Origin of the sequence: Lacisediminihabitans changchengi, assembly GCF_016634425.1 — a bacterium.
GTDB classification, from domain to species: Bacteria; Actinomycetota; Actinomycetes; order Actinomycetales; family Microbacteriaceae; genus Lacisediminihabitans; species Lacisediminihabitans changchengi.
Genome location: NZ_JAEPES010000001.1, coordinates 1,059,285 through 1,085,281 on the forward strand (window position 1 = coordinate 1,059,285; position 25,997 = coordinate 1,085,281).

A 25,997-nucleotide genomic window follows, 5' to 3' on the forward strand; every position below is an offset into this window, starting at 1 on the left:
AGGGCAGATACTACGATGTCATCACCGGCCGATCTCTGCGATTGCTGGCAAAACGGGCGAGCGAAAGAACGAAAACATGGTTCCGCGCGGCGAGTCAGATATCCACAATGCCTATCTGGAGCTCGGACGTGCCGAGCCGCGTTTCGCAGCGCTCAGCGCACGATTGGGAACGCCAGACCCATTCGAGTTTCCCGACGGGGGACGGACAGTGGACAGCAATTTCGCTGGCATGGTCATGCACATCCTCGCTCAGCAAATCGCCGCACGGGTCGCTCTCGTGCTGTATGACCGGTTGACCGCCGCGGCTGGAGGGACGTTGACGCCGGACGCGGTGCTCCGTCTCGGCGTCGACCAGGTGAAAGCGATCGGCACCTCCCATTCGAAGGCGACCTATGTGTTCGCCCTCGCGGAGGCGGTCAGCTCCGGACAGCTCGATATCGAGCACCTGGCGAATGTGAGTGATGAAGACGCCGAGGACTCTCTGATTCAGATCAAGGGAATCGGCCCCTGGAGCGCAGAAATGTTCTTGATCCATCAACTCCGGAGGGGCGACATCCTGCCCGCGGGGGATCTCGGAATCCGCGCAGCGATACGCACCGTCTTTTTGTTGGAAGATATCCCCGCGATCGACGAAGTGCGCCGCCGCGGTCAGCTGTGGAGCCCGTACCGAACGTACGCGGCTGCTCTCCTCTGGCGATCGCTGGCTGACCCCTCGGCCGGCACCCCGGCAGCCTGACCGCCATCGTTCGCTCTGACTGCCATCGCCAGCGCGAGCGACAGCTGTCGGCGAGACGTGATACCCAGCTTTCGGAATATCTTGCTCAGGTGATATTCCACGGTCGATGTCGTCAGGAACATCTGCGTTGCAATTTCGGAGTTGGTTGCCCCGTCGGTCGCAAGCTGGGCGACCGTGGCCTCCTGGGAGGTGAGGCCGGAGGCAACTTGTCCGCCCGACACGTCGACATGGTGGTATCCCGCTGCGCGCAGCTCGTTGTGCGCCCGACCCGCGAACGCGCTGGCACCCATCGAATCGAACATTTCGAACGCGACGAATAAGTGCCCTTGCGCATCCTTTCGACGTCTCTGTCGGCGAAGCCACTGACCGTAGACAAGGTGTGCGCGCGCAAGATCTGTTTTTACGGACGTCTGCGACAGAAGGCCGATCGCCTCCTCGTATAACGACTGCGCTTCGGTGTCGTCTGCCAACACGGCCCGCGACCGGGCCAACACGCCGAGTGCCCACGGAGAGCCGCTGGCGAGCGCCCGATCGGCGAGGCGTTCGAGAGCTCGGTGCGCGGTGTCGGTGCGTCCGGTTCGCGCCCCAGCTTCGACCACCTCGGGCAGGATTCGATTGCCGAATCCTGGTGGGTCATTATCATAAATTCGCATCGCCGACTCGAACGCGCTCTCGTACTTTCCCAGCCCCATCTCTAACACCGTGAGGCCCAGACAGGCATTCACCTCCAAGACCCCGGCGCCTCGTTCTGCACCCCAATCCGCTGTCAGTGCCGCTGTGTCACGGGTCTCCTGCTCTCGGCCTTGCCAGGCTCTCAGTTCGAGAAGAACCCCTGCTGTCGCGGGGTGCGGAACGCCAATCAACGCGGAAACTTCGGATGCCTCGGAATAGGTTTGTTCTGCCCCCTCGATGTCTCCCGTCCAGCACTGACCCACGCATTTGCCGGCCAGCGCGATCCGCAGCGCACCCAGGTCGCCGTGCCCGCGCCCGAGAGCGATCGCCCGCTCGAACATATCGTGGCGGCCGGCGTCGTCCCAGAGATCGTCGGCTGCAAACCATCCCAGGGTCACGGTGGACAGCACGGCGGGATGCAGTTCATCCTCGCGAAAGAGTGTTGAGACAGCCCGCTTCGACAACGGAGCTGCAGAGGCATACCCAACGGTCAGTTGGGTTGACAGTGCCTGAAGGAGCACGTCTCGGCCCACGTTGTCGGCGTTCGTGTCAAAGGGAAGCGTGAGCACGCGTTTCGCGATTCCTGCGGTGGTCTCTGCGAGGGTGTCATCTCGAGCCACTAGAGCCGCCTGCAACGCGTCGAAAAGAATGCTTCGAATGAGCTCCACGTTGCCCTTATCGACGTGGGCGACCGCATCAAGCAAGAGGGCCGGGGCGTTCTTGTACCGCAAGAAGAACACGGCGATCGAGGCGCGCATTCGTTGCAGATCGACCGACCTCGTATCGTCTTCCAACCACGGTGCGGCCTTGTCCACGAGGGCTTCAGCCAGGATCCCATCGCCGGCGGCCAGGTACGCTTCAGCGGCAGCAAGCAACCGGACGCCGCGTTCCCTGGGCCCGGGAGAGAGTTCGGCCGCTCTGTCGAGGAATCGGGCCTGTGCGAGTCGACCGCCGCGATTTTCTGCTCGTCGTGCTGACCGTTCAAGATCAGCGGCCACGACTTCATTTGGAGCTAGCATGGCAGCCGCGCGATGCCATGCTGCAAGGTCTCGGTCGTCATCTAGCTCGGCGATGGCAGCCATCGCAGTGTGCGCGAACCGACGATGACGGGGTTCAGCGGCGTCATAGACAGCCGAGCGAATAAGCGGGTGCCGGAAGGTGACCCGATCCGCGATGGTAAGCACCCCAGAATCTATTGCGGCGTCAGCTGACTCCTCGGATAGCCCGAGGATCTCGGCTGCGCGCCAGAGCCGAGATGGATCATCGGTCGACATCGTCGAGGCGAGGACGAGAAAAGACCGAGTTTCCTGGGGAAGCTCCTCGAGTTGGCGCAGGTAGCGGGCATTGAGTCCTCGACCTGCCTGCAGATGGTGGGGGAGAGGTCGGCGGCCGGCGAGTTGTTCCGAGGTGAGCTGTCCAAGCACCTCGAGCAATGCGAGCGGATTCCCATTGGCTTCGGCGACGATTCGCGCGGCGACCAGCGAACTGAGACCACCCGGTCGTGCAGAGTCGAGGAGCGCAAGGGAGGCATCCCGATCTAATTCGCGAAGGTAGTAGGTCGGCATGCCGCTGAGCCCCGCGAGAGCTCCATGGTCCTCGCGCCCCGCGAAGACCATGCCCACTCTGTCTGCGCTGACGCGCCGCGCCACGAAACTCAGCACATCCAATGATTCTTGGTCGAGCCACTGCGCGTCATCGATAAGACAGATGATCGGGGCCTCGTGTGCGGCGGCGGCAAGCACGCTCAGGGTGGCAAGTCCCACCAGAAAACGCGAAGGCTGTTCCTGGTCCATCGCCCCGAAGGTCGCCAGCAGCGCGTTCCCTTGCGCCGCTGGCAGGCCAGAAAACCGTTCCCTGAACGGAAGGAGGATTCGGTGGAGCCCGGCAAATCCGATGCCAGACTCCGATTCAATGCCCACGAGGCTCACCGCCCTGACCCCGCCCGATGCTGCATATTCCAGAAGCCGAGTCTTTCCGGCTCCGGCCTCGCTCAGGAACACGCATGACCCACTCTGGCCGCCGACGAGTGAGCGAATGAGTTCGTCCACGACTCGGCATTCCAGCTCGCGGCCGACAAGCTGCCGCTGATGGTGCAGCCGGGGCCCGGAAACTGCGGTGTTCAAGCCGTCTCTGGTTTCAACTTCAGTCATCCTGGATGCCTCATAACTCGACCCCACGTGATAAACGCTAAAGATCCGGCGGAGGAATGTAGACCCTTTTAGGCATCACCAAGAGCCCGTGCGCACTCACGGCGACGATTTCCGGCAAACCCTACAGTCGGCGAGGTCGATTCGTCGCACCATAGTGGAGTGGTGACAACGGTATTGATTGTCGATGACGACGAGCGGTTTCGCGAGCTAGCGAGGAGAATGCTCACTGCGTGGGGTTATCAGCCCGACAGTGAGGCAGGCAGTGTGACTGAAGCATTGCAGAGAGTCGCAACGTCACGATCGGACTTTGCGCTCGTCGACGTCGGTCTTCCCGACGGGACTGGTCTCCAACTCAGCAGGATCCTGTCAGACGCGCCGTTGCGTATGCGCGTTGTCCTTGTCTCCTCCGACAGTGAGGCTACAACGGCACAAGAGGCAACCGCTGCCGGGGCCGCAGCGTTCGTCCCCAAGACTGACCTATCGAGCGCGCTGCTCCACTCCGTCCTCAGGGATCGCTAGTTTCATGAGCAGCGACCTCCACAACCAGCAGATTCGGGTGACCGTCGGGGAAGACGATCTCCTCTTCCGCAGGGGTGTGGTGCGCGTCCTCTCCGAAGGAGGGCTGCGCGTAGTTTCGGAAACTGGCGATGCGGTCGAGTTTTTGGCCGAAACGCTCATTCACGGACCGAACGTCGCAGTGATCGACATCCAGATGCCGCCACACCGGGACGACGATGGGCTTCGCGCGGCAATCGAGTTGCGCAAGCGGCTTCCGGAAATGGGTGTCGTCGTCCTGACCCAGCACGCCGATCCCGAGTTCGCGATCGAACTCATTGGCGATCGTCCAGACGGCGTCGGCTACCTACTTAAAGAGAGAGTCGGCGACATCCACGAGTTCGTCGAAGCCGTTATGAGAGTCGCTCGAGGCGGAAGCGCGCTGGATCCTGAGATCGTTGCCCGGATGCTTCGACCACGGTCAGTCCCCGATGCTCTTGCGCCTCTGACACCACGGGAACGAGCCGTCCTTGCCGCCATGGCGGAAGGCTTGTCGAATCAGGGCATCGCCCGCGCTCTGTACATCAGTACCGCGGCGGTGGAGAAACACGTCACCGCCCTGTTCAGGAAGTTGTCCATTACAGCCGAGGGCAGCGAGCATCGACGCGTCCACGCTGTCCTGCGTTACCTCACCGCTCAGCGAGACTGAGAGGTTAGGTACAGTGTCGGACGCAGCGGAGGATGTGCCCCCGAAGCCCCAGAACTCTGAGCCCGAGCCGATTCTGTTCGTGACGGACGCTGAACGCGCCGAGATCCGGCGGCTCGTCGAGAAAGAACGCGCTCTGCGCGACGTCGCGAACCTTATTGGTAGCGCGGGCGCTGACGTAGATATCATCGCCATCATCGTTCGCGAGGCGTCGCGGCAAGTTGATGGGTTGCCTATCACTCTGACGCAATTCGTCGGGCCACGAGACCTGTTCGTGCGGGCTTCTCCCGACGGACCAGCAGAGCCTGGGATGCGCATCGTGTCCGAACCCGACACCCTACCGGACCGCGTATTTCGCTCCGGGTTGCCGGTTCGCGTCGACGACTACCGACGAGAGCCGGATGCCGAACTGGCCGCGCGCTTTGGAATTTTCGCAGCTATCGCCGTGCCGATCGTCGTCGAGGGCCGAGTCTGGGGGATGTTCTTCGTCAGCTCATCGGTCGAACAGCTACCACCAGACACGGAGGCTCTACTTTCCGCGTTCGCGCAATTGGTCACAGCCTCGTTCGACAGCATCGAGGCCCGAGATCAGCTTCGCACTGTCGCTGAACATGACGAAGCGATGCGCGTGATTCAACGGGATGCCAGCGGGGCGTCCATCACCGAGGTGTCGTCGAGGCTGGTGGAGTACGCTTCCATGCTGAGCGGAGTAGAGCACGCTACCTTAACGGTCATCGGCGGGGTGGTGGTCTCTGCGACAAACCCCGTGGTGTCGATCAGTAAGCCATCCGTTCGTCCGGCCCAGACAATGGCATTTCCTGTGACGGCCCAGCATAACGCCCTTGGCGTTTTGAGCATCGAAACAACTCTCCCCGGATTACCCACCCACACCATTCAGTTCCTCAACGATCTGAGTGAGGTGACTGGGCGGATAATTCTCGCGATCACCAACCGCCAGCAACTGAGTGAGCTTATTGATGAGCAGGCATCCTTGCGACGTATCGCCGAGCTCGCGGCGCGCGGAGTTCCACGGGCCGGGCCAATGGACGACATTCTTGCTGCGATCTGTCGAGCGGCCTCCGATCAGCTCAACGGACAAGAGGTCACTCTGCTCCAATTTGAAAGCGCCGACACGGTGGTGGCAGTCGCAACGTACGCGAGTTCGGTTCCGCCCGGGACCCGAATAGTTCACCCGCCGGGGTCGATGTCTGATCGAATCGCGCACGCTAAGGCAACCGTGCGGGTGGATGATTTTGACTCCGTTCCGAGCGCTGCCATCGTGCGCAGATACGGTATCCGCGCTGGCGTCGGGGTTCCGGTTTTCATCGAGGACCGCGTGTGGGGTGCTTTCGTGGCCACGTCACAGATTGGCCCCCTTCCGCGCGACTCCGAAAGCAGGTTGGAGGGCTTTGCGAAGCTGACCTGGGCGGCGATCGCTAACGCGGAAGCCCGAGAGAGCCTGCGCCGCCTCGCCGATGAACAGGCAGCTTTGCGGCACGTCGCTGAGCTTGTGGCACGAGAGTCCCCCCTCCCCGCCGTGTTGGAAGCGGTGGTGGAGCAAGCGGCTCGCGTTCTCGATGCCTCATCGGCGACGGTAGCCCGCGAATACCACAACGGGTTGGACGAACCGCGCGTCGTGGCCGAGGTGAAACCACAGGCGACCCGTGGCGCTCACCGAGCTGAAGTCCCGATTCTGGTCAACGGTGAACTCTGGGGTGTTCTCACGGTTTCCTCGGATGCGCCCAGCCGGATGAACGCACGGGATCGCCTCAAGCCCTTCGCCGATCTCCTGGCTGCAGCGATCACCAACTCTGCTCATCGAGATGGACTCACGCAGTCCCGTGCACGAGTGATAGCCGCGGCCGATGAAGCCCGGCGAAGGCTGCAGCGAGACGTCCACGACGGTGCACAACAAGGCTTGGTGAACACCATCCTCATGCTCAAACTTGCCATGGGATCTGCCGGCGGCGCCGACGCCGAACTCCTCGCCGAGGCATTGTCGAGCGCCGAAGAAGCGAATCGTCAATTACGTGACATTGTCCGCGGCATATTGCCCGCAGCGCTCACGCGGAGCGGACTCGCTGCCGGAATTCGATCTCTTGTGGCCGACACGCAGTGTGAGGTCGATCTCAAGCTCGACATCCCTCGATTACCCGCGATCATCGAAACGACCGGATACTTTACCGTCGCCGAGGCAATCACCAATGCCGTGAAGCACGCGCAAGCCACCCGCCTCACCGTGTCGTGCGTGCTCTCAAGCGACGGGGACGAGCTGATCCTCATCATCGAAGATGACGGCGTGGGTGGCGCTGACCCGTCTCGCGGCACCGGACTCACCGGGTTGAAAGACCGCATCGAAGCGAGCAACGGGACGCTCGAGATCGAGGGCACCGCACACGGCGGCACCCGGATAGTCGCACGGATTCCCACAGCCACTCCCCGAGCGCCAGCCGACTAAGGCATCTGCCCAGCGTGGGGTTATCCGGAAATCTTCTCCGGCCAACCCTCGCGTGTTTCGAGCAGCAGCGTAGAAGACTCGTGTCAACCGAACCAACAGCGGGGAATGAACAGCGGAGCGCCGAGCGACGCAGGGTGGAATCGTGGACATCAATCTGAGAAAGCTCCGCTATTTCGTTGCCGTCGCAGAGTGTGAGGGTTTTCGAAAAGCAGCGAATGAGCTGCGCGTCGCCCAACCGGCCCTGACGCGCCAAATACGGTCTTTCGAAGGGGAGATGGGCGCGGAGCTCTTCACGCGCACGACGCACGGCGTGGCCCTTACGGAAGCGGGAAAGCAGCTTCTCTACGAAGCCGAGCCGCTATTGGCCTCTGCAAATGCGATTCGCGAGAGACTGGCGGAGCTGAAGAATCGCCCGCTGCGCGTCACTATCGGATTTGCCCAGGGAATATCGGTCGCCCAGTTTGCCCGAGAGTTCGGACGCCTTTATCCACATATCGAGGTGGACCTCGTCCGAGTGCCAGAGGAGCAAGAGGGTGAATCAATACTGGGCGGTCGTGTAGATGTCTGCTTCGCGCGTGCCCCGATCGCGGGAGACGGTGTGGAACTGGTCCCGCTATTCGACGAGCCTCGCGTTGTTGCGTTGCCGTATGACCACCCGTTGGCTCATGTTGACTATCTGAAGCTGAAGGACCTCGCCGGCTTTCGGCTTCTTCAACATCCGGACAGCGTCCCCGAGATTTCGACGCCAGGACTTGGACCGCGCGTCGCCCGGATACCCGGGTTGAATTGGCGTGGATTTTCGGTGCCGAACGTAGAAGAAGCACTCGAACACGTCGCCGCAGAGCATGGCATTTTGATCCTCCCTCTTTCGACCGCAGAAACCTATTCCCGATCTGATCTCGCGTTCAAACCAGTGCGCGGGCTTCGATCCTGCACCGTTGTCGTCGCGTACGCACGCGACCGGTTCACGCATCACGTCGGAGCGGTCGTAGACATCGCTCTACGACAGACGCAACACGCAATAACAGTCTGATGGGCGACGTGCGCGGCAGCCAGTGGCCTGTACTCGGCCATCACAGGGTAGGCGCATCCACACCTTCCCGCATCGCACGCGGCAGTGCTTTAAGCGGCCTAGCCATTAGCTGCGGACCCCAAACGGTGGGGATCTTTTGGGTGGTATCGCTTTCCGTTTTTGTGTCTCGATTGGCCGTCTTTGCACCCCTTCCCGCCCCCTCACTTCGACACTGGCTATCATCCTTGCTCCGCCGCGTCATCGAACTGGTGAGACGAGATCGCTCGTGGTGAGACCCAATTCGGCCGAGGCCAGTGGCGGCTCACCTGCTTATCCGACGTTGAGCGACGACCATCTCGAACGAATCAGGAGATATGGCGTGCGGCAACCAATCAGCGTCGGCGATCTGATCTACCGGGTCGGAGAACCTGTGTCAGACCTGGTTCTGGTCGAGCGTGGCGCAATCGACATTTTCTCCGCCAGCACGGCGCATGCGCCCGAAATCTTCATTACCCGGCACACCCAGGGAAGATTTCTCGGCGAGCTGACACTCCTTACCGGCCAGTTTTCCTACCTGGTCGCTCGGGTGGCCGTTGCGGGCTATATCTATCGGATCCCGCCCTCCGGATTTAGAAGGCTGATGGCCGAAGACGCAGATCTGTCCGCGATTCTTCTCGAGGCGTTCCAAGCTCGTCGAGAGCTGGTCAAGGGTCTTGCTTCACACACAATGGAAATTCTTGGCAGTACTGCGTCCTCGGGATCGCTGGCTCTTCGGTCGTTCGCCGAGCGATTCGATCTGCCACACGTCTGGTTCGACAGCGAGTCGGTGGCTGGCCTTGCTCTGATGCAGAGCACCGGTGTGACTCGAGATCAGCTTCCCGTTGTCTTCATTCCCGGCGGAGCGCTCCGTCGGGCGACACCCAGACGCCTTGCGGAACGCCTCGGGCTGTCCTACAGACACGGGGAGAATAGCGTCGACCTCGTCATTGTCGGAGCCGGTCCGGCAGGGATGGCCGCCGCCGTCTACGGCTCGTCTGAGGGGCTGACGACTGTGCTGCTTGACACCGTCAGCCCGGGCGGGCAAGCGGCCGCAAGTTCGCGAATCGAGAACTATCTGGGCTTCCCCAATGGGATCAGCGGCACAGACCTGACCAATAAGGCCTGCGTTCAAGCGCTGAAGTTCGGTGCGCACATTTACGCACCCACCGAAGTAGTTGGACTGATGACCAGTGACACGCACCCCGTGCTCAGAATCGGAGATGGAAGCGAGATTTCGTCCAAAGCTGTCATTATCGCGACTGGAGCCCAATACAGCACTCTGCCGATTCCGGGATGGGCGAAGTTCGAACGAGCGGGAATCTATTTCAGCGCGACCAAATTGGAGGCCACGGCGTGCGCGGGAAGACCCGTCGTCATCGTGGGCGGGGCTAATTCTGCTGGCCAGGCGGCCCTCTTTCTGGCTAACAGCAACTGCCGTGTCGATGTCGTCATACGCGGGCCAGAGTTAAGTGCCGGAATGTCTAGTTACCTGGCGGAACGTTTGGTCTCCCATCCGAGGATTCAGGTACTCCCATCGACCGAGGTTACGGCGTTGGATGGCGGGGAGACTTTGCAAGAAGTGACGTTGACTAACACCGTCACCGGTCACAGTCACCGCGAAGAATGTGCAGCCCTGTTCTGCTTCATCGGCGCAACTCCCGCTACACAATGGCTCACGGGAATCGCCGTCGATTCCAACAATTTCATCCTCACCGACGTCAACCTCGATGTCGACGCATTTCAGATCGCGACCGCACCAGCGCGCGTTCCGTTCGCCTTCGAAACCTCTGCTCCCAACGTGTTCGCCGCGGGAGACGTGAGGCACGGGTCGATGAAGCGGGTGGCAGCAGCCGTCGGGGAGGGCGCAAGCGCTGTCGCATCGGTGCACCAGGCGATTCACACCACACCGTAGGGGTCCTAGCGACCGGTTCGACCCTGGAATGTGTACTACTCTTCCGTCGCGACAACACGCGACCAATCAGTTCGTGAATCCACCCACCCAGTGGTTCACGAAAGGGCGGACGGCCAGTCGAGCATGACGATGGTCTAGTGTCGTGTCACCCCCCATACGGAACTGCAGGGACTATGGTCGCAAACAGCTCGACGTCACGCATCCTTGTGGTCGAGGACGACCACGAGATGAGCGACCTCGTCGCGAAGGGCTTGCGGGCGGAGGGATACGAGGTGACGGTCGTCACCAACGGAATGGACGCCCTCATGGCCGCCGCGAGCGGGACATTCGCTGCCGCGACGATCGACGTGATGATGCCCGAGATGACCGGTTTCGAAGTCTGCAGACACCTGCGCAATCACGGCAACTCCCTTCCGGTGCTTCTCGTCACCGCGCGCGACGCCATCGAAGATCGTGTCTTCGGCCTGGACTCCGGAGCGGATGACTACCTCACCAAGCCATTCGCCTTCGCAGAATTCGCGGCCAGGGTTCGCGCACTGGTTCGACGGGATTCAGCCGCACCGAAAATCGTGGTTGTCGCGGGAAACGTTTCGCTGGATACGGCAACTATGCGCGCGTCGGTCGCAAATGCCTCGATCTCTTTCAGCACGAAGGAATTTCTCCTACTCCGCTTCCTGATAGTGCACATCGACCGTGCGGTGAGTCGAGCCGAGATCCTCGAGGAGGTCTGGGGAACCATTAACAACATCGATCCGACGATCGTGGATCAGTACATCAAGTACGTGCGCCGCAAGCTCGAATCCACGTCGGCCGACGTCATCATCCGCACAGTTCGCGGCATCGGCTATGAACTCCGCGCTCGAGAAGGCGTCTGACCGATGTTCAAAAGACTGTCGATCAGGTGGCGAATCACTCTCGGAAGCGTGGCCTTCGCGATCCTGTTATTCGGGGCGACTCTCGTGGTCGTTCGGCTGGAGATCTCTTCGATCCTGATGTCGTCGAATCAGTCGCTCGCGGCCGGTGACCTCACTTCATTTGCGGCAGAGATCCGAAATAACCCGGACGGCCTCGTCGACGATTCGGCAAAAGGCTCGCTGGTGTACATCCGAAACCCCCAAGGCCGAGTTGAGCTCGACACCATGCCTCACGACATCCGTGAAACCCTCGAGCACCGTCTCGGCGGGAACGAGGACTTCGTCGCTGCGGGCGAGGGGTCGGATTTCGTTCTCGTGGGCAAGACGGTTACCACACCGGAGGGTACCTGGTCGCTATGGGCAGCACGTAGCGAGGCCGCAAGTCAGTTCGCCATGGAGCGGTTGGACCACGGGCTCATCGTCGGAGCGGGTGCTCTGGTGATCCTGTTCGGCGCTGCATCATGGTTACTCGCATCCGCTGCCCTGCGTCCTGTCAGCCGCATGCGCATGCAGGCCGAGAATCTCAGTGCGACTGAAGGCGCCGTCGACCTCCCGTTAGGCGAGGCGAACGACGAGATAGCGGCCCTGGCCGCGACCTTGAACGCGTTCCTCGAGCGGGTCAGGCGATCCAACACTCGCGAAAAGCAGATGGTCTCGGATGCCGCCCATGAACTCAGAACACCGCTCGCGGCGCTCAAAACGCAACTCGAACTCGCTCATCGCGACTTCGCCGATCCGGCAGCGCTCCCGGCGCAGATCGTCACCGCCCAGCGCTCCGTCGATCGGTTGTCGTCGCTTGCGTCGAACCTCTTGGCACTGTCTCGCACCGAATCGGCGGAGGCTAAACTCGAGCCGACCAGCGCGGATGAGCTTGTTTCCGAGGCGATGGAGGGCGTGGACCGGACGCGACTACTCGCGCTGGCGAAGGGCATCGATGTCTCGTTCTCGGCCGTCACTCGTGAGCCCGCAGCGATGTTTCCCATATCGGCCGGCGATTTTGGACGGATCGTCGACAACCTGGCCGGGAACGCAATCGCGGCTGCGGGTGACTCTGGAGCAATCGAGATCACGCTCACGCAGACCGATGACACTCTCGCGTTGTCGATCGCCGACGATGGACCGGGGATGCCGGATCCGTTCATCCCTCGCGCCTTCGACCGTTTCTCGCGCGCCGATGCATCCCGCACAGGGGACGGTGGCGCCGGTCTTGGTCTTGCGCTGGTGAAAGCAATCGTCGACGCAGCGGGGGGCACGGTCACCCTGACGAACGCGCATCCGGGCCTGATCGCCGAGGTCCGTCTGCCCAACATGTAAGAACTCTCGTTCGTGAGAGGGCCTCTTCACGGTCTCTGCAAAGGACGCTCCGCGATTCTTATCAAATCGTGAACGTTAGCTGAGTGGGGAAGGAGCGATCGTGAACGTCACCACACCAGAGCCTCGACTCGGGAGCCGTGCCATGCAGGACACTCCCGACCACCGGCGGGACTATCGCCGACGGATGCGACGGTCGGATGCGATGGTCGCCGCTCTCTGGGCTTCCGCGGCCGCGGCACTGGCCCTGTTCCTCGCCTATGGCGGAGCCGGAAAATTCGGGACGGTGAGCGATGCCATCACCAGCGTGGGAATCATCGCCGGGCTGATCGGTACCGATTTCATTCTCGTGATGATCGTCTTGGCGGCGAGGATCCCGATCATCGACCGCACCGTAGGCCACGATCGGGCAATCGCCGTGCACCGCTCGCTCGGCAAGCCAGCTCTCTATCTGCTCCTTGCCCACGCGGTCTTGCTGATCATCGGCTACGGAATGGCCTCGGGCATCAACCCGATCGCTGAAATCGCCCCCATGCTGGCGATACCGGATCTGCCACTCGCCTTCATCGGCATCGGCCTACTCATAGCCGTGGTCATCACCTCCCTGGTCGCTGTCAGGCGCAAATTCAGTTACGAGGGCTGGCACCTCGTGCACCTCCTCAGCTACATCGCTGTACTCGTCGCTGTGCCGCATCAGCTCAGTGTCGGTGGCATCCTCGCCGGTGGCACCTTCGAGCGTGCCTACTGGCTCGCGTTGTACATCATCGCCTTCGGCTCGATCGCGACCTTCCGGTTCGCAGAGCCGCTCATCTCGAGCATCCGCCATCGGCTGCGCGTACGGTCGATCACGCAGATCGCACCCGGGGTCGTCTCGATAGACATGTCCGGACGACGGCTGCGATCGCTGCATTCGGCTGGAGGTCAGTTCTTCATCTGGCGATTCTGGACCGGCCGCACCTGGTGGCATTCCCACCCGATCTCCCTGTCGTCGCTGCCGAGCGACGCCACGGCCAGGATCACCGTGCGCAATCTGGGCACCGGCAGCAACGCCATCAGTCGTGTTCCCGTCGGGACCGCGGTCTGGTTCGAGGGTCCGTATGGGATCTTCACGGATGCGGGACGCACCGCCCCGAAGCTGGCCATCGCCGTGGCTGGAATCGGAATCACCCCCGTGCGCGCGTTCCTCGAAGATTCCGACATCCGCCCGGGGGAGGCCACGATCCTGCTCCGAGCATCGACCACAGAGGAGACCTACCTCTGGGACGAGGTCATCGAGCTGGCGCGGCGAAAAGGGGCGACGGTGTACACGATGGTCGGTCGTCGCTCGACGGGCTCCCGCGGATGGATGCCCGCGCAGGACGATCAGCGCGGCGTCACGCTGAAGAGCATCTTTCCCGAATTACACGAGTCCGACCTCTATGTCTGTGGCCCGACGGCCTGGCTCGACCTCGTCGAAGCCGAAGCCGTGAGCAGCGGCATCCCCTCGCATCAACTTCACACGGAAAGGTTTGACTGGTGAGCGTACGAGCAACTCTGGGAGGCATCTTCGCTTCGGCGGCGATCCTCGGTATCGGTTGGCAGTTCGGATCGGCTGCCGCCCACACGTTCGCGGCGCAGGCGGCGATCCCGGCGACGAGCACGACCTCGACGGGAACGCCGAGCGCCGCGTCACCGACGTCATCCGCTTCACCGGTTCCTTCGTCGTCTCCCTCGCCAAGTGCGGCGGCTCCAAATCCATCGAGCGGTACCTTCGCCGGGGCCGTACAGTCGACGCGCTATGGCAACGTCCAGGTGGAGATCGTCGTCGCCAATGGCAAGATCACCGACGTCAAGGCACTGCACCTCACCGATCAGGGAGGTCGGTCCGTACAGATCAGCAATCGCGCCGCACCGACTCTGCGCTCCGAAGTGATCTCGTCGCAATCCGCACAGGTCGATTCGGTGAGCGGAGCAACCTATACGAGCGACGCCTATCTGAGCTCGGTGCAGTCCGCGATCGACAAGGCGGGGCTGTGATCGTCACCCTCGAGACGATGGGCACCGTCGCGTCGATCGAGGTGCCGGGTGCGTCGGTTGGTGCCGGCGACGTGGCCGCTGTCCGCGGAGCGTTCGACCGCTTGGAGGAGACATTCTCGCTCTATCGTGACGACTCGGAATTGAGCCGCATCGCCCGCGGCGAACAACTGTTGACGCAGTCGAGCCCCGCGGTGCGCTCTGTCTATGACAGGGCGCTCGAGTGGCGATCGGCAACCGGCGGAGCATTCACTCCGCACCGCCCCGACGGCGTCATCGATCTGGATGGAATCGTCAAGGCCATCGCCATCCGCGATGCCGGGGTGGAACTCATCGATCGAGGATTCGACCGGTGGTGCCTGAATGTCGGTGGCGACGTTCAGGTCGCCGGAACGCCAGACTCGGGCGCATGGCAGATCGGCATCGTCGACCCGGTCGACCGCACCTCGATTCTCTGTGTGGTCGCCCTTAGCGAACCCCGTCGCGCCATCGCCACCTCGGGCGTGATGGAGCGAGGCGAGCACGTGTGGCGCACGCAGGCCGATTCTGACCGTGACTTCGTTCAGGTCTCGGTAGCAGCGGATGACATCATCACGGCAGACGTCCTCGCCACCGCGATCCTCTCCGGCGGCGAGGCATTCCGGGACATCGCCACGGCGAACTGGGACATCGATGTCCTCACCGTCACGAGATCTGGCGAGTTGTCCATGACCCCCGGGATGAGAAACGCTCTGGCCGCTCGCACCTGAGAGCCCGCTCTCACGTCCCGAAAAGCTCACGGCCGTGCTTCTCCAACAGCTCTGATGCATCCGCGTAGGTCTTCGGAATCGGATCGCCAGGTTGCCCGTACTTGGCCAGCAGCACCCCCAGAAGTCCGACCGCGGGAGCGCTCAGCGGGTGCACCGCGTTAGAACCGTGGGCCGGTCCGAGCGTTTCGGGGTTTCCCGGAACGTAGTGAGCTGTCGTCGTCGGCCACGACGATGGCTGCCGCGCGGAGGGGAGCGTCGCGGCATTGTGCAAAGTGGTCGCGCCCTTGTCCCGGTCGGTGAGACGAGGGAGACCGTATTGACTACACAGAGTGCTGGGGATCGCACCGTGATGCATCTCGTCGTGAATAACGGTGCCCGCGGCGGTGTACGCCGAGATCACCAGAGCGGGCACTCGAACACCCAAGCGGTCGAAGCCGAAGCCGAGCTCTCCCACCTTTCCATCGCCCGGAGGGATGGCAGCGGGCGGTGGCACGTGATCGTAGGTACCACCCGTCTCGTCAAAGGTGACCACCAGCATGGTGTTCACCGCGTTCGACCCCTTCGCCGAGGCGCTCGTTTTGATCGAGGTGTAGATCTCGTGGAGCAGAACCTCTCCAGCTCGGGCATCGGAAACTCCGCTTCCCGTGACGACCTTGCCATCAATGGTCTGCGCCGTGATGGCGCCGGTACCCGGGTGCATGTCGTTGTGGTTGTAGATCATGCGGGGTTCGATGAAGCTGTAGACCGGGAGAGTTCCTCCCGCCACGTCATCATGGAACTGCGTCATCGTGCGGAAGTGCGTCTTCCAGAACGGTTCCAGCACCGGCGCGTGGATGAGCCCGGTTAACGAGATGAGCTGGCTCTCGTCGAAGTAGACGGCCCAGCTCAGCCCGGCATCATCCAGGCGATTGAAGATCGTCGGCGCATCGTTCAGCGCCGGGTCGATCCATTTGCCGAAACCGCCCGCTCCTTTGTTCTCCACGAAGCCGTTGGAGGTGGATGCGTGCATGAACGAGCGGTTCGCGAAGGTCTGGGTCGGCACGGGCGCATGCCAATGGTCGTAGATCGCGAAGTTCTTCGCGAGGGTCGAAAACACGGGCAGCATCGCCGGAGTGAACGAGCCCATGATGACGCTGTATTCGGCTTCGGTGAGCTCGACCCCGGTCTTCGCCCGGTGGTTGTTGATGAAATCGGTCACAAACCCGCTCATGGTCGGCTGTGCACCCGGCCCCGGGGCGTTATATGGAGCTACCGGGGTCACGGCGTGGGCGTTACTGGCCGGGCGCACGATTCCGAAGAGCTGGGTGTTGATGTGCGGGTACTCCTCCCCGGCATTGGGAGACGGGCTGCTCATGATCTCGTCGGTGGGCCCCGAATAAGGATGCGCCTCGACGCGAGTTCCGTCGGGAGCCGAGTTCGAATGTACTTTCGCAGCCAGACCCTCGAACCTCTGCCCGGCAGGTAGCGGATAGCCGTGGTCGGAGTAGAGGTAGCCGAACAGGTTGTCGAAGGACCGGTTCTCGAACGCCAGAACAACAAGATGGTCGAATCCCGTTCCCGCGGGGCGTTCGGCCAGCGCGTCCGCATCCTGCGTGCGATCGACGTTGTGTCCGATGCCGACCCCCGCCCCGAGTCCGGCGGCGAGTCCCGCCGCTCCCCAGGCGATCCGGCCCAGAAAGGCTCGTCGACTCGGCTTCGCACTCTGCGGTGCTTCGGCAGCGTCCATGCGGTGAGCCTCCCACACAGAGCAGCCCCAGAGGAGATCTTGCCTTAGGAGTTTCTGAGAACCAGTGGACGATCGTGGCTGAGGCGAGTGGTCAGTCGCTCGCCTCCAGTGTCTCGTCAGGAGCAGTCGTGGTCGCCGTATTGATCGGAGCGTGCGCAGTCCTCGCGGGGTCTCTGCTCGCCGTCAGCTGGATGTCCGTAGTGGTACTCGCCGAGTACTCCGACGAGACGGACGAGTTCTCCGACGACTGAATCCCGGTGAACTCAGTCGAGACGCGAGACCGGTCTGCGAGCCGCTCGATCCCACACCGGAGCTGTCGCGGCGAAGCGCTCCCAGAGCACCGACAGCGTCGACACCACAACCACGGAATAGACCAGCGATGCGGTCACATCCGACACGTAGTGCACGCCCAGATACACCCGGGACCAGGCAACAACCACGGCACTCGCTGCACCGATTACGACGATCGCAGGTTGCCACCGGCGCCCTCGGGCCAACACGATCAGGGTCAGCGCCAGTGATGCGGCGAACGCTGTGTGCCCGCTGGGATAACTGTTCGACGCCTCGTGAATGAGGGGATGAGCAAGCAGACTTCCGTCGGGGCGCGGGCGGTGGACGAGTACCTTGATCGCGTCTGTCCCCAGCCACGAGCCGGAGACGATTCCGACGAACTGGACGGTGGTGCGCAGCCGGCGGGTGACGACCCAGATGATCACCGCCACCATCACGACGATCGTTGCAGCGACCCGCGGACTGAACAGTGTGTTGATGGCGAGTGCCAGCGCATCGAGCGCGGCGACATGTGCACGGCTGACGGCTTCGAGCACATTCATCTCCCGCGCGGTCCAGCTGCGCGAGGCCGTCATCGCCATGCCCACCCCCACGAGGAGCAGTATGGCCGCGATGCCAGATCCGCTGATGACCAGCACGCGGGATCGGGTTGGCCGCGAATCAGCGGGCGCTCCGACGGGCGATTCGGTCAGCGATCCGTCAATCATGCTGCGGCCGTGAAGTGAACAGGAGTGATGTTCATCGCGTCGGTAAATTCCGCCAGCGCGAGGGCGTTGTACTGGCGTGCATCGAGTCGCGCGGGCTGGACCTGTCCGTGCAGGTACTCAGCCATGCCGAGGGCGAGCGCCGCGCTGTCCTGGTCGACGATGTGGATCTCTCCGGGAGGGAGTGCGTCTGTAATCGACGCAAACCTCACCGAGACGATCGGTAGTCGCAAAGTCGCGGCCTCCAAGAGCACCATGGGTTGACCCTCGTAGTTGCTCGACAACACGAAGCAATCGGCGGCGGCCATCACGGGGACGGGGTTGGCCAGGTGACCGACCAGGAAGACGGATGAACTCAGGCCGAGGTGATCGATCTGCTTCTGCAATGCGGACTCCAGCGGTCCGTATCCGATGATCAGCAGCCGGGCCTCGGGTGCTGTCGCATGCAGAGCAGCGAAACTATCAATCAGCCGCGCATGGTTCTTCTCCGTGGAGTACCGCCCGACGGTGACAAACCATCGCCCGTCCCGGGGCCGGGTGAACTCGCCGAGCCACGGCGGGGTGTGGGAGGCGCCGTCTGCGTCGATCGTGGTCACCGATTGCTCGAGGTCGTCGGCCGCCATCGAGAGGATGCGGGCCGAATCGATCAGATTGCGGCTCGTCACGAAGACGCTCGGGTCGAGGGTGTACCTGCGTTCGAGCGACCGTCGATTCACCGCCGCGAGGCTGGGCGACACCGAGACTAGGCGGTCGTATTGCGAATACAACGCGAAGACCGCGGGAAGTGAGCGTCGCATCCGCCGGCGCCCCTTGATCACCCGATGCTCCTCAGCGGCCATGTCGTTGTGCAGCCAGATCAGCCGCTCTGCGCCGGGGGAGTGGAGCAGCAGCGTGGCCCAGAACGAGCTGTATCCGCTGAAGTCCGCGACCACATCGAAACTCATGTCGCCGAAGGTGCGTCGCCACTCGTCGGCCCACAGCGCTGCCTGGCCTGGCACGGTGTGGTGAAGGTCAGGGAGGCCGCGTCGCTCCGCCGTCTCCCGTCGGAAGTGGGGGAGTTTGTGGCCGTTCATCCCGCCGGAGCGATGGAATTGCCGTATTCGAGGATCGATGCGCGCCTGATTCGCTCGCTGGTCTGCGCTGCGCGGGCGCTGGATCACGATGGAGACATCGACGCTGTCGTGATCGATCGCAGTGAGCAGATTGAGAGCTGAACTGGTGATCCCGTTCGATCGCATACCTCCAAGGTGGAGCAGCACCCGCGTCCGCGCGTCGTCCGAGATGCGAAACACCCGGCGCAGGTCGGTGTGGCCGCGGAAGATCACATCGACGACGCGGCGGGATGCGCCACCGTCCTCTCGTGCCACGAACCGCTCTTTCCAGACCTCGTAATTGGGGTGGGGCACCACAGGAGTACCGTCGCCCGCCGACCGCGCGATCTGGTCGGCGACCTGCGCGAGCTGCGACACCACCGGTCCCGGCAGTTCGTCGGGGGCGAAGTAGGTTCCGCGCGACCCGGTGTATTCGGCGGCATCCGGGGTGTAGAAGATGATGGGCAGACCGGTGGCGAGAAAGTCGAAGAAGATCGAGGAGTAGTCCGTGATCAGCTGACTCGCCAGCCCCAGAATCGTGTTGGTGGGAATGTCGTTGGGCACGAGAATGCTCTTCAGCTCCGGCTGGGACGCGGCGAAACGGTGCACCACCTGGTGGGTCTTCAGCAACACCATGTACTCCGATGACCCCAGACGGTCCTGCAGCTCACTCACGGTTGCAAGGAGCGCGTTCGCGTCGTCTTCGGGATTGGCGAAGGAGTCGCCCTTCCAGGTGGGCGCGTAGAGCACGATGTTGCGGCCATCCAGCTGGATCCCCGCCTCTTCTAGTCGCGCGTGGGCAGCGAGGAAGCAGCCCCGATCGAGGAATTGGCGATCGACCCGGGGGTAGCCCTCCTCGACGATCCGCCCGCGAAAGGCACCCCGCAACTTGTATGCACTCTCGTACATCTGCTCGGTCATGAAGTGGTTCTGCGAGAGCAGGTAGTCTGCCGCGACGAAGTTCCGGACCGTGTTTGCGGAATCGACGGCACCACCCGGCATGTCGTAGCCCATCTTCTTCAGCGGTGTTCCGTGCCAGGTGTTGACGTACACCTGGCCGGGACGCTTCGAGAACTCGATCGGGAAGGTCGCGTTGTTGATGAGGTATCCGCTCGTCGCGAGCGCACGGAAGTACCGGCCCGAGCGGTATTTCACGAAGCGCACGCGGCGGTCGTGAGCGAACTCCCTGCGGATCTCATCGTGTCCAGCCCCGGCGAGCACCCAGATGTGACGAATGTCGCTCAGATCGGGAGAGCGGATGATCTCGCGGAACATGGCTTCCGGATTATCAAGCACCCCGTTTCCGGCGAACGACTCGTACATGACCGTTCGCGGACGAAGGGGCGCCCTCGCCGCCCACGCCCGCAGTTCCGCCTGGGCAGCGCGCCGGACTCGACGCAACACCCGTGCGATCGTTCGCTGTGTCGTGGTGAGCATTCTTTCCTCCGCGAGAGGTCGATTCCTCTACGAGCGCGAGTCTCACCCGACCGATCACAGACGGCTATAAGAAAGCTCCCTCAGCGGGTGAATCCCATAATGACGCTTCGATGGGTCCGCACAGAGGTCCGCTGGGTGAAACCGAGTGACTCGAGTTCAGAGATTCCTGCTGTATCCATATGCCCGGGCAGTGCGTACTCGACCATCCAGATTCTGGTGATGCCAGAGAGCCTGCCGAGCCGGTTGGCTTCGGCAACCGTGTATGTGCTGTCGAACCACGTCGTGTTCTGCGAGTACGGGGTTTTCAGAGTGATGTCGTCGAGACCCGTGAATCCCGCCGGATACACGTCGAACGCGAGCCGTGTTCTTCGAGATGGCCGCGACGAATCGTCGAAAGCCACCGCATCTCCCGGCTGAGCGAGGGAGCGGATATCAGCGCTGATCACCGCCCAATCGCTGTTGTTCTTCGCGTACGGGCCACGCTGCTGCACCCATCCGGGGATCGCCACGGCAACGATCGCCGCGCAGGCGAGCGCGATGAGCGGCACGCGACGATGGGCGAGCCGGATGACACCGATCGCCATCATCAACGCCGCGGCTGGCGCGCACATCGACAGGTAACGAGCGGTGAAATCCGGTATGAGCAGACGGCTCGAGACCAGGAGCACGCTCGGCACGAATAGCCACGCTCCGATCACCACGGTTGGCGACAGCGAGTGGTCGCCGTTCGACAGACCCCGGGCCCGGCGCGCGACTACATCGCGGGTGAAGAAGGCGACGGCTGCGATGATCGCCACCCACGCCACGACGGCGAACGAGGTCATCCCGAACCAGACGGTCACGAACAGCGAGTAGAAGTCGGTGGTGACCCGATCGGCGAGAAAACCGATCTGCGAGTGCTCGAAGATGCCGGCCACGACCAGGGGGGACACGACGATGACGACAACGACCATGGTGCGCGCCCACGGACGGATCAGCGGTCGCGTACGGGCGCTGACGAGCAGTACGGCAAGGTGCGCGATAGCAATGAGGGCCAGGTAGAGGAAGAGGTAGATCCCGACGGCCAGAACAGTGCCGTAGACGATCCACTGCCGGCGTCGCCGACGTTCGCTCCGCAGGATCGACACGAACACGATCGTCAACCAGGTCGCGGCGGCGGCGGTGAAGGCATACGACCGGGCTTCGTCGCCCATTCCGGTCACCCGGGGCAGCACCGCACAGATCATCCCGCCGACGACGCCCACCGTGAGCGAGTCCAGCCTGGTGCCGAGAACGACGACGCCGGCGACGCAGACGCCGATCGCGACTGCGCTCGGGAACCGTACCGAGAACGGGGATGCCCCGAAGAGTTCGATCCAGAAATGGAGCCCGAGATAGTAGGTGGCGTGAACCGCGTCAACATGGCCGAGCATGGCGAACAAGCTGGGAATCGACCGCTGGGCAGAGAGCACACTGGCCGCCTCATCGCCCCATAACGACGGGATCCACGACCCGCTCACGGAGACGGCCGCCGCGCACAGTCCCACAAGCACGGCGAGCAGCGGCATCCGTCGGGCCACGCCGAGCCCGATCGCGGTGGGGGCGAGGCGTTCTCGAGTGAGTGCCATCACGCCAGCACAGTCGGGTGCCTCTCAGAAAGCTCGAAGAATGTCGGATCTGCTGCGTTCAGCGCGCCAGGGGGATGAGCAACTCGATCTCCGTCCCCTGGGCAGAGGTCGCGGAGACGGTGGCCCGTCCGCCCACCCGTTCAACGGTGTCACGAACCAGCGACAGGCCGATCCCGAAGCCCGTGCGGCTGGTGCCTCCGCCATCGACAGACGAGCCCGAGCGGGCGAATCGATCGAAAATCCTCGCCGGCTCGATGCCCTGGATTCCGGCGCCCTCGTCGCGCACAGCGAGGCGAGCCATCCCTTTCTGCTCGGTCAGCGACACCGTCACCGTGGAACCCGGCGGCGCGAAGTCCAGAGCGTTGTCGAGCAAAGCGACGAGGCATCGATGGATGCTCGCTGGCGGCACCATCGTCGACAGTTGCGTCGTGTCGACCAGGCTGATCGTTACATGCTTATCCGCGGCGAGAACCCGCATCGAATTCACGGCCAGTACGGCGACGGGGTTGACCGCGACGGGCTCGGGATCGCCGTTCGGTACGGCCTCGGCCGACACCAACAGGTCGTTGACGATCTCGATCAGCGTCTTAGCGTCTTGTCGCAACTCGGACACGATCTCGGTCGAACGATCCTGCGGCGTGAGGCCGCGCTGGAGCAACTGGAGGCGAGCATCGAGCACTGCCAAGGGGGTTCGCAGCTCGTGGCTGGCATCGGCGACAAACGCACGTTGGCTGCGGAGGGCGTCGCCCAGCGGCCGCACCGCCCTCCGTGTGGCGAAGATGCTCATGGCTGCGGCCAGCAGAATGGCCACCACGCCGATCACGATGCCCGCCATCAGAATATCGATCCCCCCGATGTCGATCGTGGTCTCGTGCGGGCCGTTCCGGTCAAATAGTTTGGCTGCGGGAATGTGTCTCAGCACGAAGACGAGCGCCGCGACGAGAACTCCGATCACGAGAATTGCTGACGCCACTGTGATCTGAGCGCCGACCACTCGCGCGGCTCGACGCACCGCCCGCGCGTCGGCGTCGATGAGTTGACCGTTCGACCGACTCGCTTTCACAGCGCGCCCAAGCGGTAGCCCTGCCCGCGCACGGTCGTGATCAGGTCGGGATCGGTCTTGCGACGGACGTAGTGAACGTAGGTGTCGACGGTGCCGGGCAGGTCGCTCTCGTCGAACACCTGACGCAGGATCTGTTCCCTGCTGTACGTGCGCTGCGGATTCTCGGCGAAGAGGCGCAGCAGGGCGTTTTCCCGTTCGGTGAGGATCATGCGGCCTTCGTAGGGAGAGTAGACGGTGCGACTCTCCGGGTAGAACTCCCACAGCCCGATGCGCACGAAGGGGCCCTCTCCGGTGAACACCCGGCGGATCGCGCGGAGTCGGGCGAACAATTCATCGAACTCGAACGGTTTCACGAGGTAGTCGTTCGCCCCCGCATCCAGCCCCTGCACTTTGTCGTGGATGGTGCCAAGCGCGGTGAGAATCAACATGGGCGTCGTCACGCCCTTCTTTCGAAGAGCCTCGATGAGCTCCAGGCCGTCCAGGTTGGGCAATCGCCTGTCCACTACCATCGCCTCGAAATCGCTCGAGAGCGCCAAATCCAGAGCCTCCCTGCCGTCGTCGACGAGGGTGACCTCATAGACCTCCTCCAGAACCTGCCGCATGACTGCTCCCAACTTGGAGTCGTCCTCGACGAGGAGCAGACGCGGTCGGATGTCCATAGTGAAGTGTCCCTAAATTGAGTCCACGCTAACAGCGGTAATTTTGTGCACCACACAAGCGCGACTGAGCCGCGAAATCTGAGAGATTTCTGCGACCCCCCGGATCACTGTGGCCCCATGTACCGCCACGCCCCCCGCCTGCGCCGACTGGTCACGCGAGGGCACCAGAACGTCCGCATCGCGGTGCGTCGCGATTTCATCGCGATCGTCTTCGTGCTCGGTCTGTTCGCCATGTACTCGACGCTGGCCGTACGACGGCAGCTGACCTTCCACACCGCCGGATGGGATCTCGGGATCTTCGAACAGGCGGTGCGCAACTACTCCCTGCTCCGAGCACCTATCTCGCTCCTGAAGGGCGCTGACGTCAACCTCCTCGGCGACCACTTCCATCCGATCCTGATGGTGCTTGCCCCCCTCTATGCCATCGCGCCGAGCCCCGTGACGCTGCTCGTCGCGCAGTCGTTTCTCTTCGCGCTAGCAGCGTGGCCCTTAGTCGCCTGGGCGAGAACCGCACTCGGTCGCTGGCCGGCCGTCTGTGTCGGGCTCGGGTACGGTTTCTCCTTCGGAATCGCCGCAGCCGCCGGGTTCGACTTTCACGAGATCGCCTTCGCCGTTCCACTTATCGCCTTCTCGCTGAGCGCGCTGGGGCGGGGGCGGCTCGGTGGAGCGGCGATCTGGGCGCTTCCGCTCGTGCTGGTCAAGGAGGATCTTGGCCTCTCCGTCGTCGCCGTGATCGGCTGCCTGATCTTCTGTCGCGGACGACACCAACTCGGCGTGTCCGTGGCCATCATCGGCGCGGCGGCGAGCATCCTCGAGATCCTCGTCATCCTTCCCGCCATCAACGGCTCGGGGGGATACCACTACTGGGCGAAAGTCTCGAAAGAGCCGCTCCTGCAGGTGCTGGGGACGGATGCGGGAGGCAAGTTGCTGACGCTTCTCGCCACGATCGCGATCACCGGGTTCCTCGCCCTCCGTTCACCGCTGGTGCTGGCGGCCGTGCCCACGTTGCTCTGGCGGTTCGCCAGTAACGACCCCAGCTACTGGGGCACGAACTACCACTACAGCGCCGTTGTTATGCCGGTAGTGTTCGCCGCGATGATCGACGGGGGCACTCGCATCCGTGCAGTGGATTCCCCGACAGCGCGCGGAGTCGTTCGCGGCGCACTCGCGCTATCTCTGATCGTGACCGCGATGCTGATTCCCTCGCACGCGCTCGCTCAACTCGTGACCCCCACGCTCTGGCAACCCAACCCTCGCGCCTCGGCGATCGACACGGCGCTGGCGATGATCCCGTCGGGGGCGTCAGTGTCCGCGTCGGATGACCTCGTTCCGCAGCTCACCTCCCGTGACGATGTCACCCTGTTCGGGCTGCTCCCGGCGGGCATGGACACCCCGACCTGGATCGTGGTGGATCCGCATTCCACACGACACTTCGCGGTAACCCGCAAGGCGGAGCATCGCGATCTACTTTCTGCGCAGCGACATGACTATCGCGTCGTGTTCGCCCGCGACGGCATCACGCTGCTTAGGCGCACCTGACCACTCCGATGAGCACCCGAGTCTGTTGATGAGTGATTTCTTACGCGCGATAGTCGACACTGAAGACCATGAACCTCTCGGAACTCCTGCTGACGATCGCCTCGTCTCCGTGGGCGTTCGTGGTTCTGGCCACGCTGCTCATCGTCGACGGGTTCTTCCCGCTGGTTCCCGGCGAGACGACTGTCGTCATACTGACGAGCCTCGGAGCGGCGGGCCTCGGGCCATCACCTCTCGCGGTGCTTCTCGTCTCCATCGCGGCGACCATGGTCGGCGACGGGGTGGCGTTTTGGATTGGGAGGGCGGTCGGCACCGACCGGTGGGGTTGGATGCGCCGACCCCGTATTTCTCGGGCTCTCACGTGGGCGGCGGGACGGATCGAGAAGCATCCGGCGGCCGCGTTGATCGGTGCGAAGTTCTTGCCATACGCCCGGGTCGCGGTGACCATGACCGCCGGCGCGACGGGCTTGTCGACGCGACGGTATCTGCCCCTCTCGCTTGCCGCGTCATCTCTCTACACCGGCTACCACGTGCTGGTCGCGAGCGTGGCAGGCGCAGCCCTCGCCGCCAATCCACTCGCGGGAGTGGCTGTCTCTCTCGGGGTGGGTGCGCTGCTCTCGGCTACTATCGCCGCGGTGCAGCGGCTGCGTTCGCGTCGAGAGCGAGGACTCTCCGTCGACCGGCCCACCCGACTGCCGGGCGATGCGAACGCCTGA

The 25,997-nt window shown here is 63.1% G+C and carries 21 protein-coding genes and 1 pseudogene; 14 read left to right on the top strand and 8 right to left on the bottom strand.

Going from position 1 to position 25,997, the window contains the following annotated elements; translation table 11 throughout:
• Positions 1 to 208: 208 nt before the first annotated feature.
• Entirely contained in the window at positions 209 to 736 is a 528-nt protein-coding gene (locus tag IV501_RS04980; RefSeq protein ID WP_200555257.1) for a DNA-3-methyladenine glycosylase family protein, read from the top strand.
• Here the strand turns inward: IV501_RS04980 and IV501_RS04985 are convergent.
• Complete coding sequence (locus IV501_RS04985) at positions 649 to 2,832, bottom strand: LuxR C-terminal-related transcriptional regulator (RefSeq protein ID WP_307812201.1); 2,184 nt, start codon at positions 2,830 to 2,832, stop codon at positions 649 to 651. The genes IV501_RS04980 and IV501_RS04985 overlap by 88 nt on opposite strands.
• Before the next feature lie 210 nt (positions 2,833 to 3,042).
• Positions 3,043 to 3,558: pseudogene (locus tag IV501_RS16650) on the bottom strand (ATP-binding protein); the annotation flags it as partial.
• A gap of 162 nt (positions 3,559 to 3,720) precedes the next feature.
• Here IV501_RS16650 and IV501_RS16655 point away from each other — a divergent pair.
• The 10 genes from IV501_RS16655 (at position 3,721) to IV501_RS05030 (ending at position 15,167) form a co-directional block, all read left to right on the top strand.
• Complete coding sequence (locus IV501_RS16655; RefSeq protein WP_372430739.1) at positions 3,721 to 4,077, top strand: response regulator; 357 nt, start codon at positions 3,721 to 3,723, stop codon at positions 4,075 to 4,077.
• A 4-nt stretch (positions 4,078 to 4,081) separates the two neighbouring features.
• The gene (locus IV501_RS16100) at positions 4,082 to 4,762 is read left to right on the top strand and encodes a response regulator transcription factor (RefSeq protein ID WP_234698122.1); all 681 of its coding nucleotides are present in this window, start codon (positions 4,082 to 4,084) and stop codon (positions 4,760 to 4,762) included.
• Between the two features lie 79 nt (positions 4,763 to 4,841).
• Positions 4,842 to 7,217, top strand: coding sequence for a GAF domain-containing protein (locus IV501_RS04995; RefSeq protein ID WP_307812202.1), 2,376 nt, complete (start codon positions 4,842 to 4,844; stop codon positions 7,215 to 7,217).
• Between the two features lie 142 nt (positions 7,218 to 7,359).
• Positions 7,360 to 8,250 carry a LysR family transcriptional regulator gene (locus IV501_RS05000; protein ID WP_200555261.1) on the top strand — a complete coding sequence of 297 codons (891 nt, stop codon included), beginning with the start codon at positions 7,360 to 7,362 and terminating at the stop codon, positions 8,248 to 8,250.
• A gap of 136 nt (positions 8,251 to 8,386) precedes the next feature.
• Positions 8,387 to 10,180, top strand: coding sequence for an FAD-dependent oxidoreductase (locus IV501_RS05005; RefSeq protein ID WP_200555262.1), 1,794 nt, complete (start codon positions 8,387 to 8,389; stop codon positions 10,178 to 10,180).
• 173 nt (positions 10,181 to 10,353) lie between these two features.
• The gene (locus IV501_RS05010) at positions 10,354 to 11,055 is read left to right on the top strand and encodes a response regulator transcription factor (protein ID WP_200555263.1); all 702 of its coding nucleotides are present in this window, start codon (positions 10,354 to 10,356) and stop codon (positions 11,053 to 11,055) included.
• A 3-nt stretch (positions 11,056 to 11,058) separates the two neighbouring features.
• On the top strand, positions 11,059 to 12,408 hold the full coding sequence (locus tag IV501_RS05015) for a sensor histidine kinase (RefSeq protein WP_200555264.1): 1,350 nt from the start codon (positions 11,059 to 11,061) through the stop codon (positions 12,406 to 12,408).
• Positions 12,409 to 12,508: 100 nt separating this feature from the next.
• Positions 12,509 to 13,924, top strand: coding sequence for a ferredoxin reductase family protein (locus tag IV501_RS05020; protein WP_307812180.1), 1,416 nt, complete (start codon positions 12,509 to 12,511; stop codon positions 13,922 to 13,924).
• Positions 13,921 to 14,421, top strand: a complete 501-nt coding sequence (locus IV501_RS05025; protein ID WP_307812181.1) for an FMN-binding protein — start codon at positions 13,921 to 13,923, stop codon at positions 14,419 to 14,421. Before IV501_RS05020 ends, IV501_RS05025 begins: the two co-directional genes overlap by 4 nt.
• On the top strand, positions 14,418 to 15,167 hold the full coding sequence (locus tag IV501_RS05030; protein WP_307812182.1) for an FAD:protein FMN transferase: 750 nt from the start codon (positions 14,418 to 14,420) through the stop codon (positions 15,165 to 15,167). The genes IV501_RS05025 and IV501_RS05030 overlap by 4 nt, the downstream gene beginning before the upstream one ends.
• Before the next feature lie 10 nt (positions 15,168 to 15,177).
• Here the strand turns inward: IV501_RS05030 and IV501_RS05035 are convergent, their stop codons facing one another.
• Complete coding sequence (locus tag IV501_RS05035; RefSeq protein WP_200555265.1) at positions 15,178 to 16,893, bottom strand: alkaline phosphatase family protein; 1,716 nt, start codon at positions 16,891 to 16,893, stop codon at positions 15,178 to 15,180.
• A 128-nt stretch (positions 16,894 to 17,021) separates the two neighbouring features.
• Between IV501_RS05035 and IV501_RS16355 the strand changes: the two genes are divergently transcribed.
• Positions 17,022 to 17,144 (top strand): hypothetical protein, encoded by a 123-nt coding sequence (locus IV501_RS16355; protein ID WP_267910389.1) that lies wholly within the window; start codon positions 17,022 to 17,024, stop codon positions 17,142 to 17,144.
• Between the two features lie 12 nt (positions 17,145 to 17,156).
• Here the strand turns inward: IV501_RS16355 and IV501_RS05040 are convergent, their stop codons facing one another.
• The 5 genes from IV501_RS05040 to IV501_RS05060 form a co-directional block, all read right to left on the bottom strand.
• Positions 17,157 to 17,891 (bottom strand): phosphatase PAP2 family protein, encoded by a 735-nt coding sequence (locus tag IV501_RS05040; RefSeq protein ID WP_200555266.1) that lies wholly within the window; start codon positions 17,889 to 17,891, stop codon positions 17,157 to 17,159.
• Entirely contained in the window at positions 17,888 to 20,383 is a 2,496-nt protein-coding gene (locus IV501_RS05045; RefSeq protein ID WP_200555267.1) for a glycosyltransferase, read from the bottom strand. The genes IV501_RS05040 and IV501_RS05045 overlap by 4 nt, the downstream gene beginning before the upstream one ends.
• Before the next feature lie 113 nt (positions 20,384 to 20,496).
• The gene (locus IV501_RS05050; protein WP_234698317.1) at positions 20,497 to 22,023 is read right to left on the bottom strand and encodes a glycosyltransferase family 39 protein; all 1,527 of its coding nucleotides are present in this window, start codon (positions 22,021 to 22,023) and stop codon (positions 20,497 to 20,499) included.
• A gap of 58 nt (positions 22,024 to 22,081) precedes the next feature.
• On the bottom strand, positions 22,082 to 23,086 hold the full coding sequence (locus IV501_RS05055) for a sensor histidine kinase (RefSeq protein WP_307812183.1): 1,005 nt from the start codon (positions 23,084 to 23,086) through the stop codon (positions 22,082 to 22,084).
• Positions 23,083 to 23,745 (bottom strand): response regulator transcription factor, encoded by a 663-nt coding sequence (locus IV501_RS05060; RefSeq protein ID WP_200555269.1) that lies wholly within the window; start codon positions 23,743 to 23,745, stop codon positions 23,083 to 23,085. Before IV501_RS05060 ends, IV501_RS05055 begins: the two co-directional genes overlap by 4 nt.
• Before the next feature lie 117 nt (positions 23,746 to 23,862).
• Here IV501_RS05060 and IV501_RS05065 point away from each other — a divergent pair, with 117 nt between their 5' ends.
• Positions 23,863 to 25,284 (top strand): DUF2079 domain-containing protein, encoded by a 1,422-nt coding sequence (locus IV501_RS05065; RefSeq protein WP_200555270.1) that lies wholly within the window; start codon positions 23,863 to 23,865, stop codon positions 25,282 to 25,284.
• A 68-nt stretch (positions 25,285 to 25,352) separates the two neighbouring features.
• Positions 25,353 to 25,997 carry a DedA family protein gene (locus tag IV501_RS05070; protein WP_200555271.1) on the top strand — a complete coding sequence of 215 codons (645 nt, stop codon included), beginning with the start codon at positions 25,353 to 25,355 and terminating at the stop codon, positions 25,995 to 25,997.

Coding starts and splice junctions, on each gene's coding strand:
- IV501_RS05060 (WP_200555269.1), bottom strand. CDS start 23,745: ATGGACATCCGACCGCGTCTGCTCCTCGTCGAGGACGACTCCAAGTTG.
- IV501_RS05040 (WP_200555266.1), bottom strand. CDS start 17,891: ATGATTGACGGATCGCTGACCGAATCGCCCGTCGGAGCGCCCGCTGAT.
- IV501_RS05010 (WP_200555263.1), top strand. CDS start 10,354: ATGGTCGCAAACAGCTCGACGTCACGCATCCTTGTGGTCGAGGACGAC.
- IV501_RS05050 (WP_234698317.1), bottom strand. CDS start 22,023: ATGGCACTCACTCGAGAACGCCTCGCCCCCACCGCGATCGGGCTCGGC.
- IV501_RS05015 (WP_200555264.1), top strand. CDS start 11,059: ATGTTCAAAAGACTGTCGATCAGGTGGCGAATCACTCTCGGAAGCGTG.
- IV501_RS05065 (WP_200555270.1), top strand. CDS start 23,863: ATGTACCGCCACGCCCCCCGCCTGCGCCGACTGGTCACGCGAGGGCAC.
- IV501_RS05035 (WP_200555265.1), bottom strand. CDS start 16,893: ATGGACGCTGCCGAAGCACCGCAGAGTGCGAAGCCGAGTCGACGAGCC.
- IV501_RS05070 (WP_200555271.1), top strand. CDS start 25,353: ATGAACCTCTCGGAACTCCTGCTGACGATCGCCTCGTCTCCGTGGGCG.
- IV501_RS16100 (WP_234698122.1), top strand. CDS start 4,082: ATGAGCAGCGACCTCCACAACCAGCAGATTCGGGTGACCGTCGGGGAA.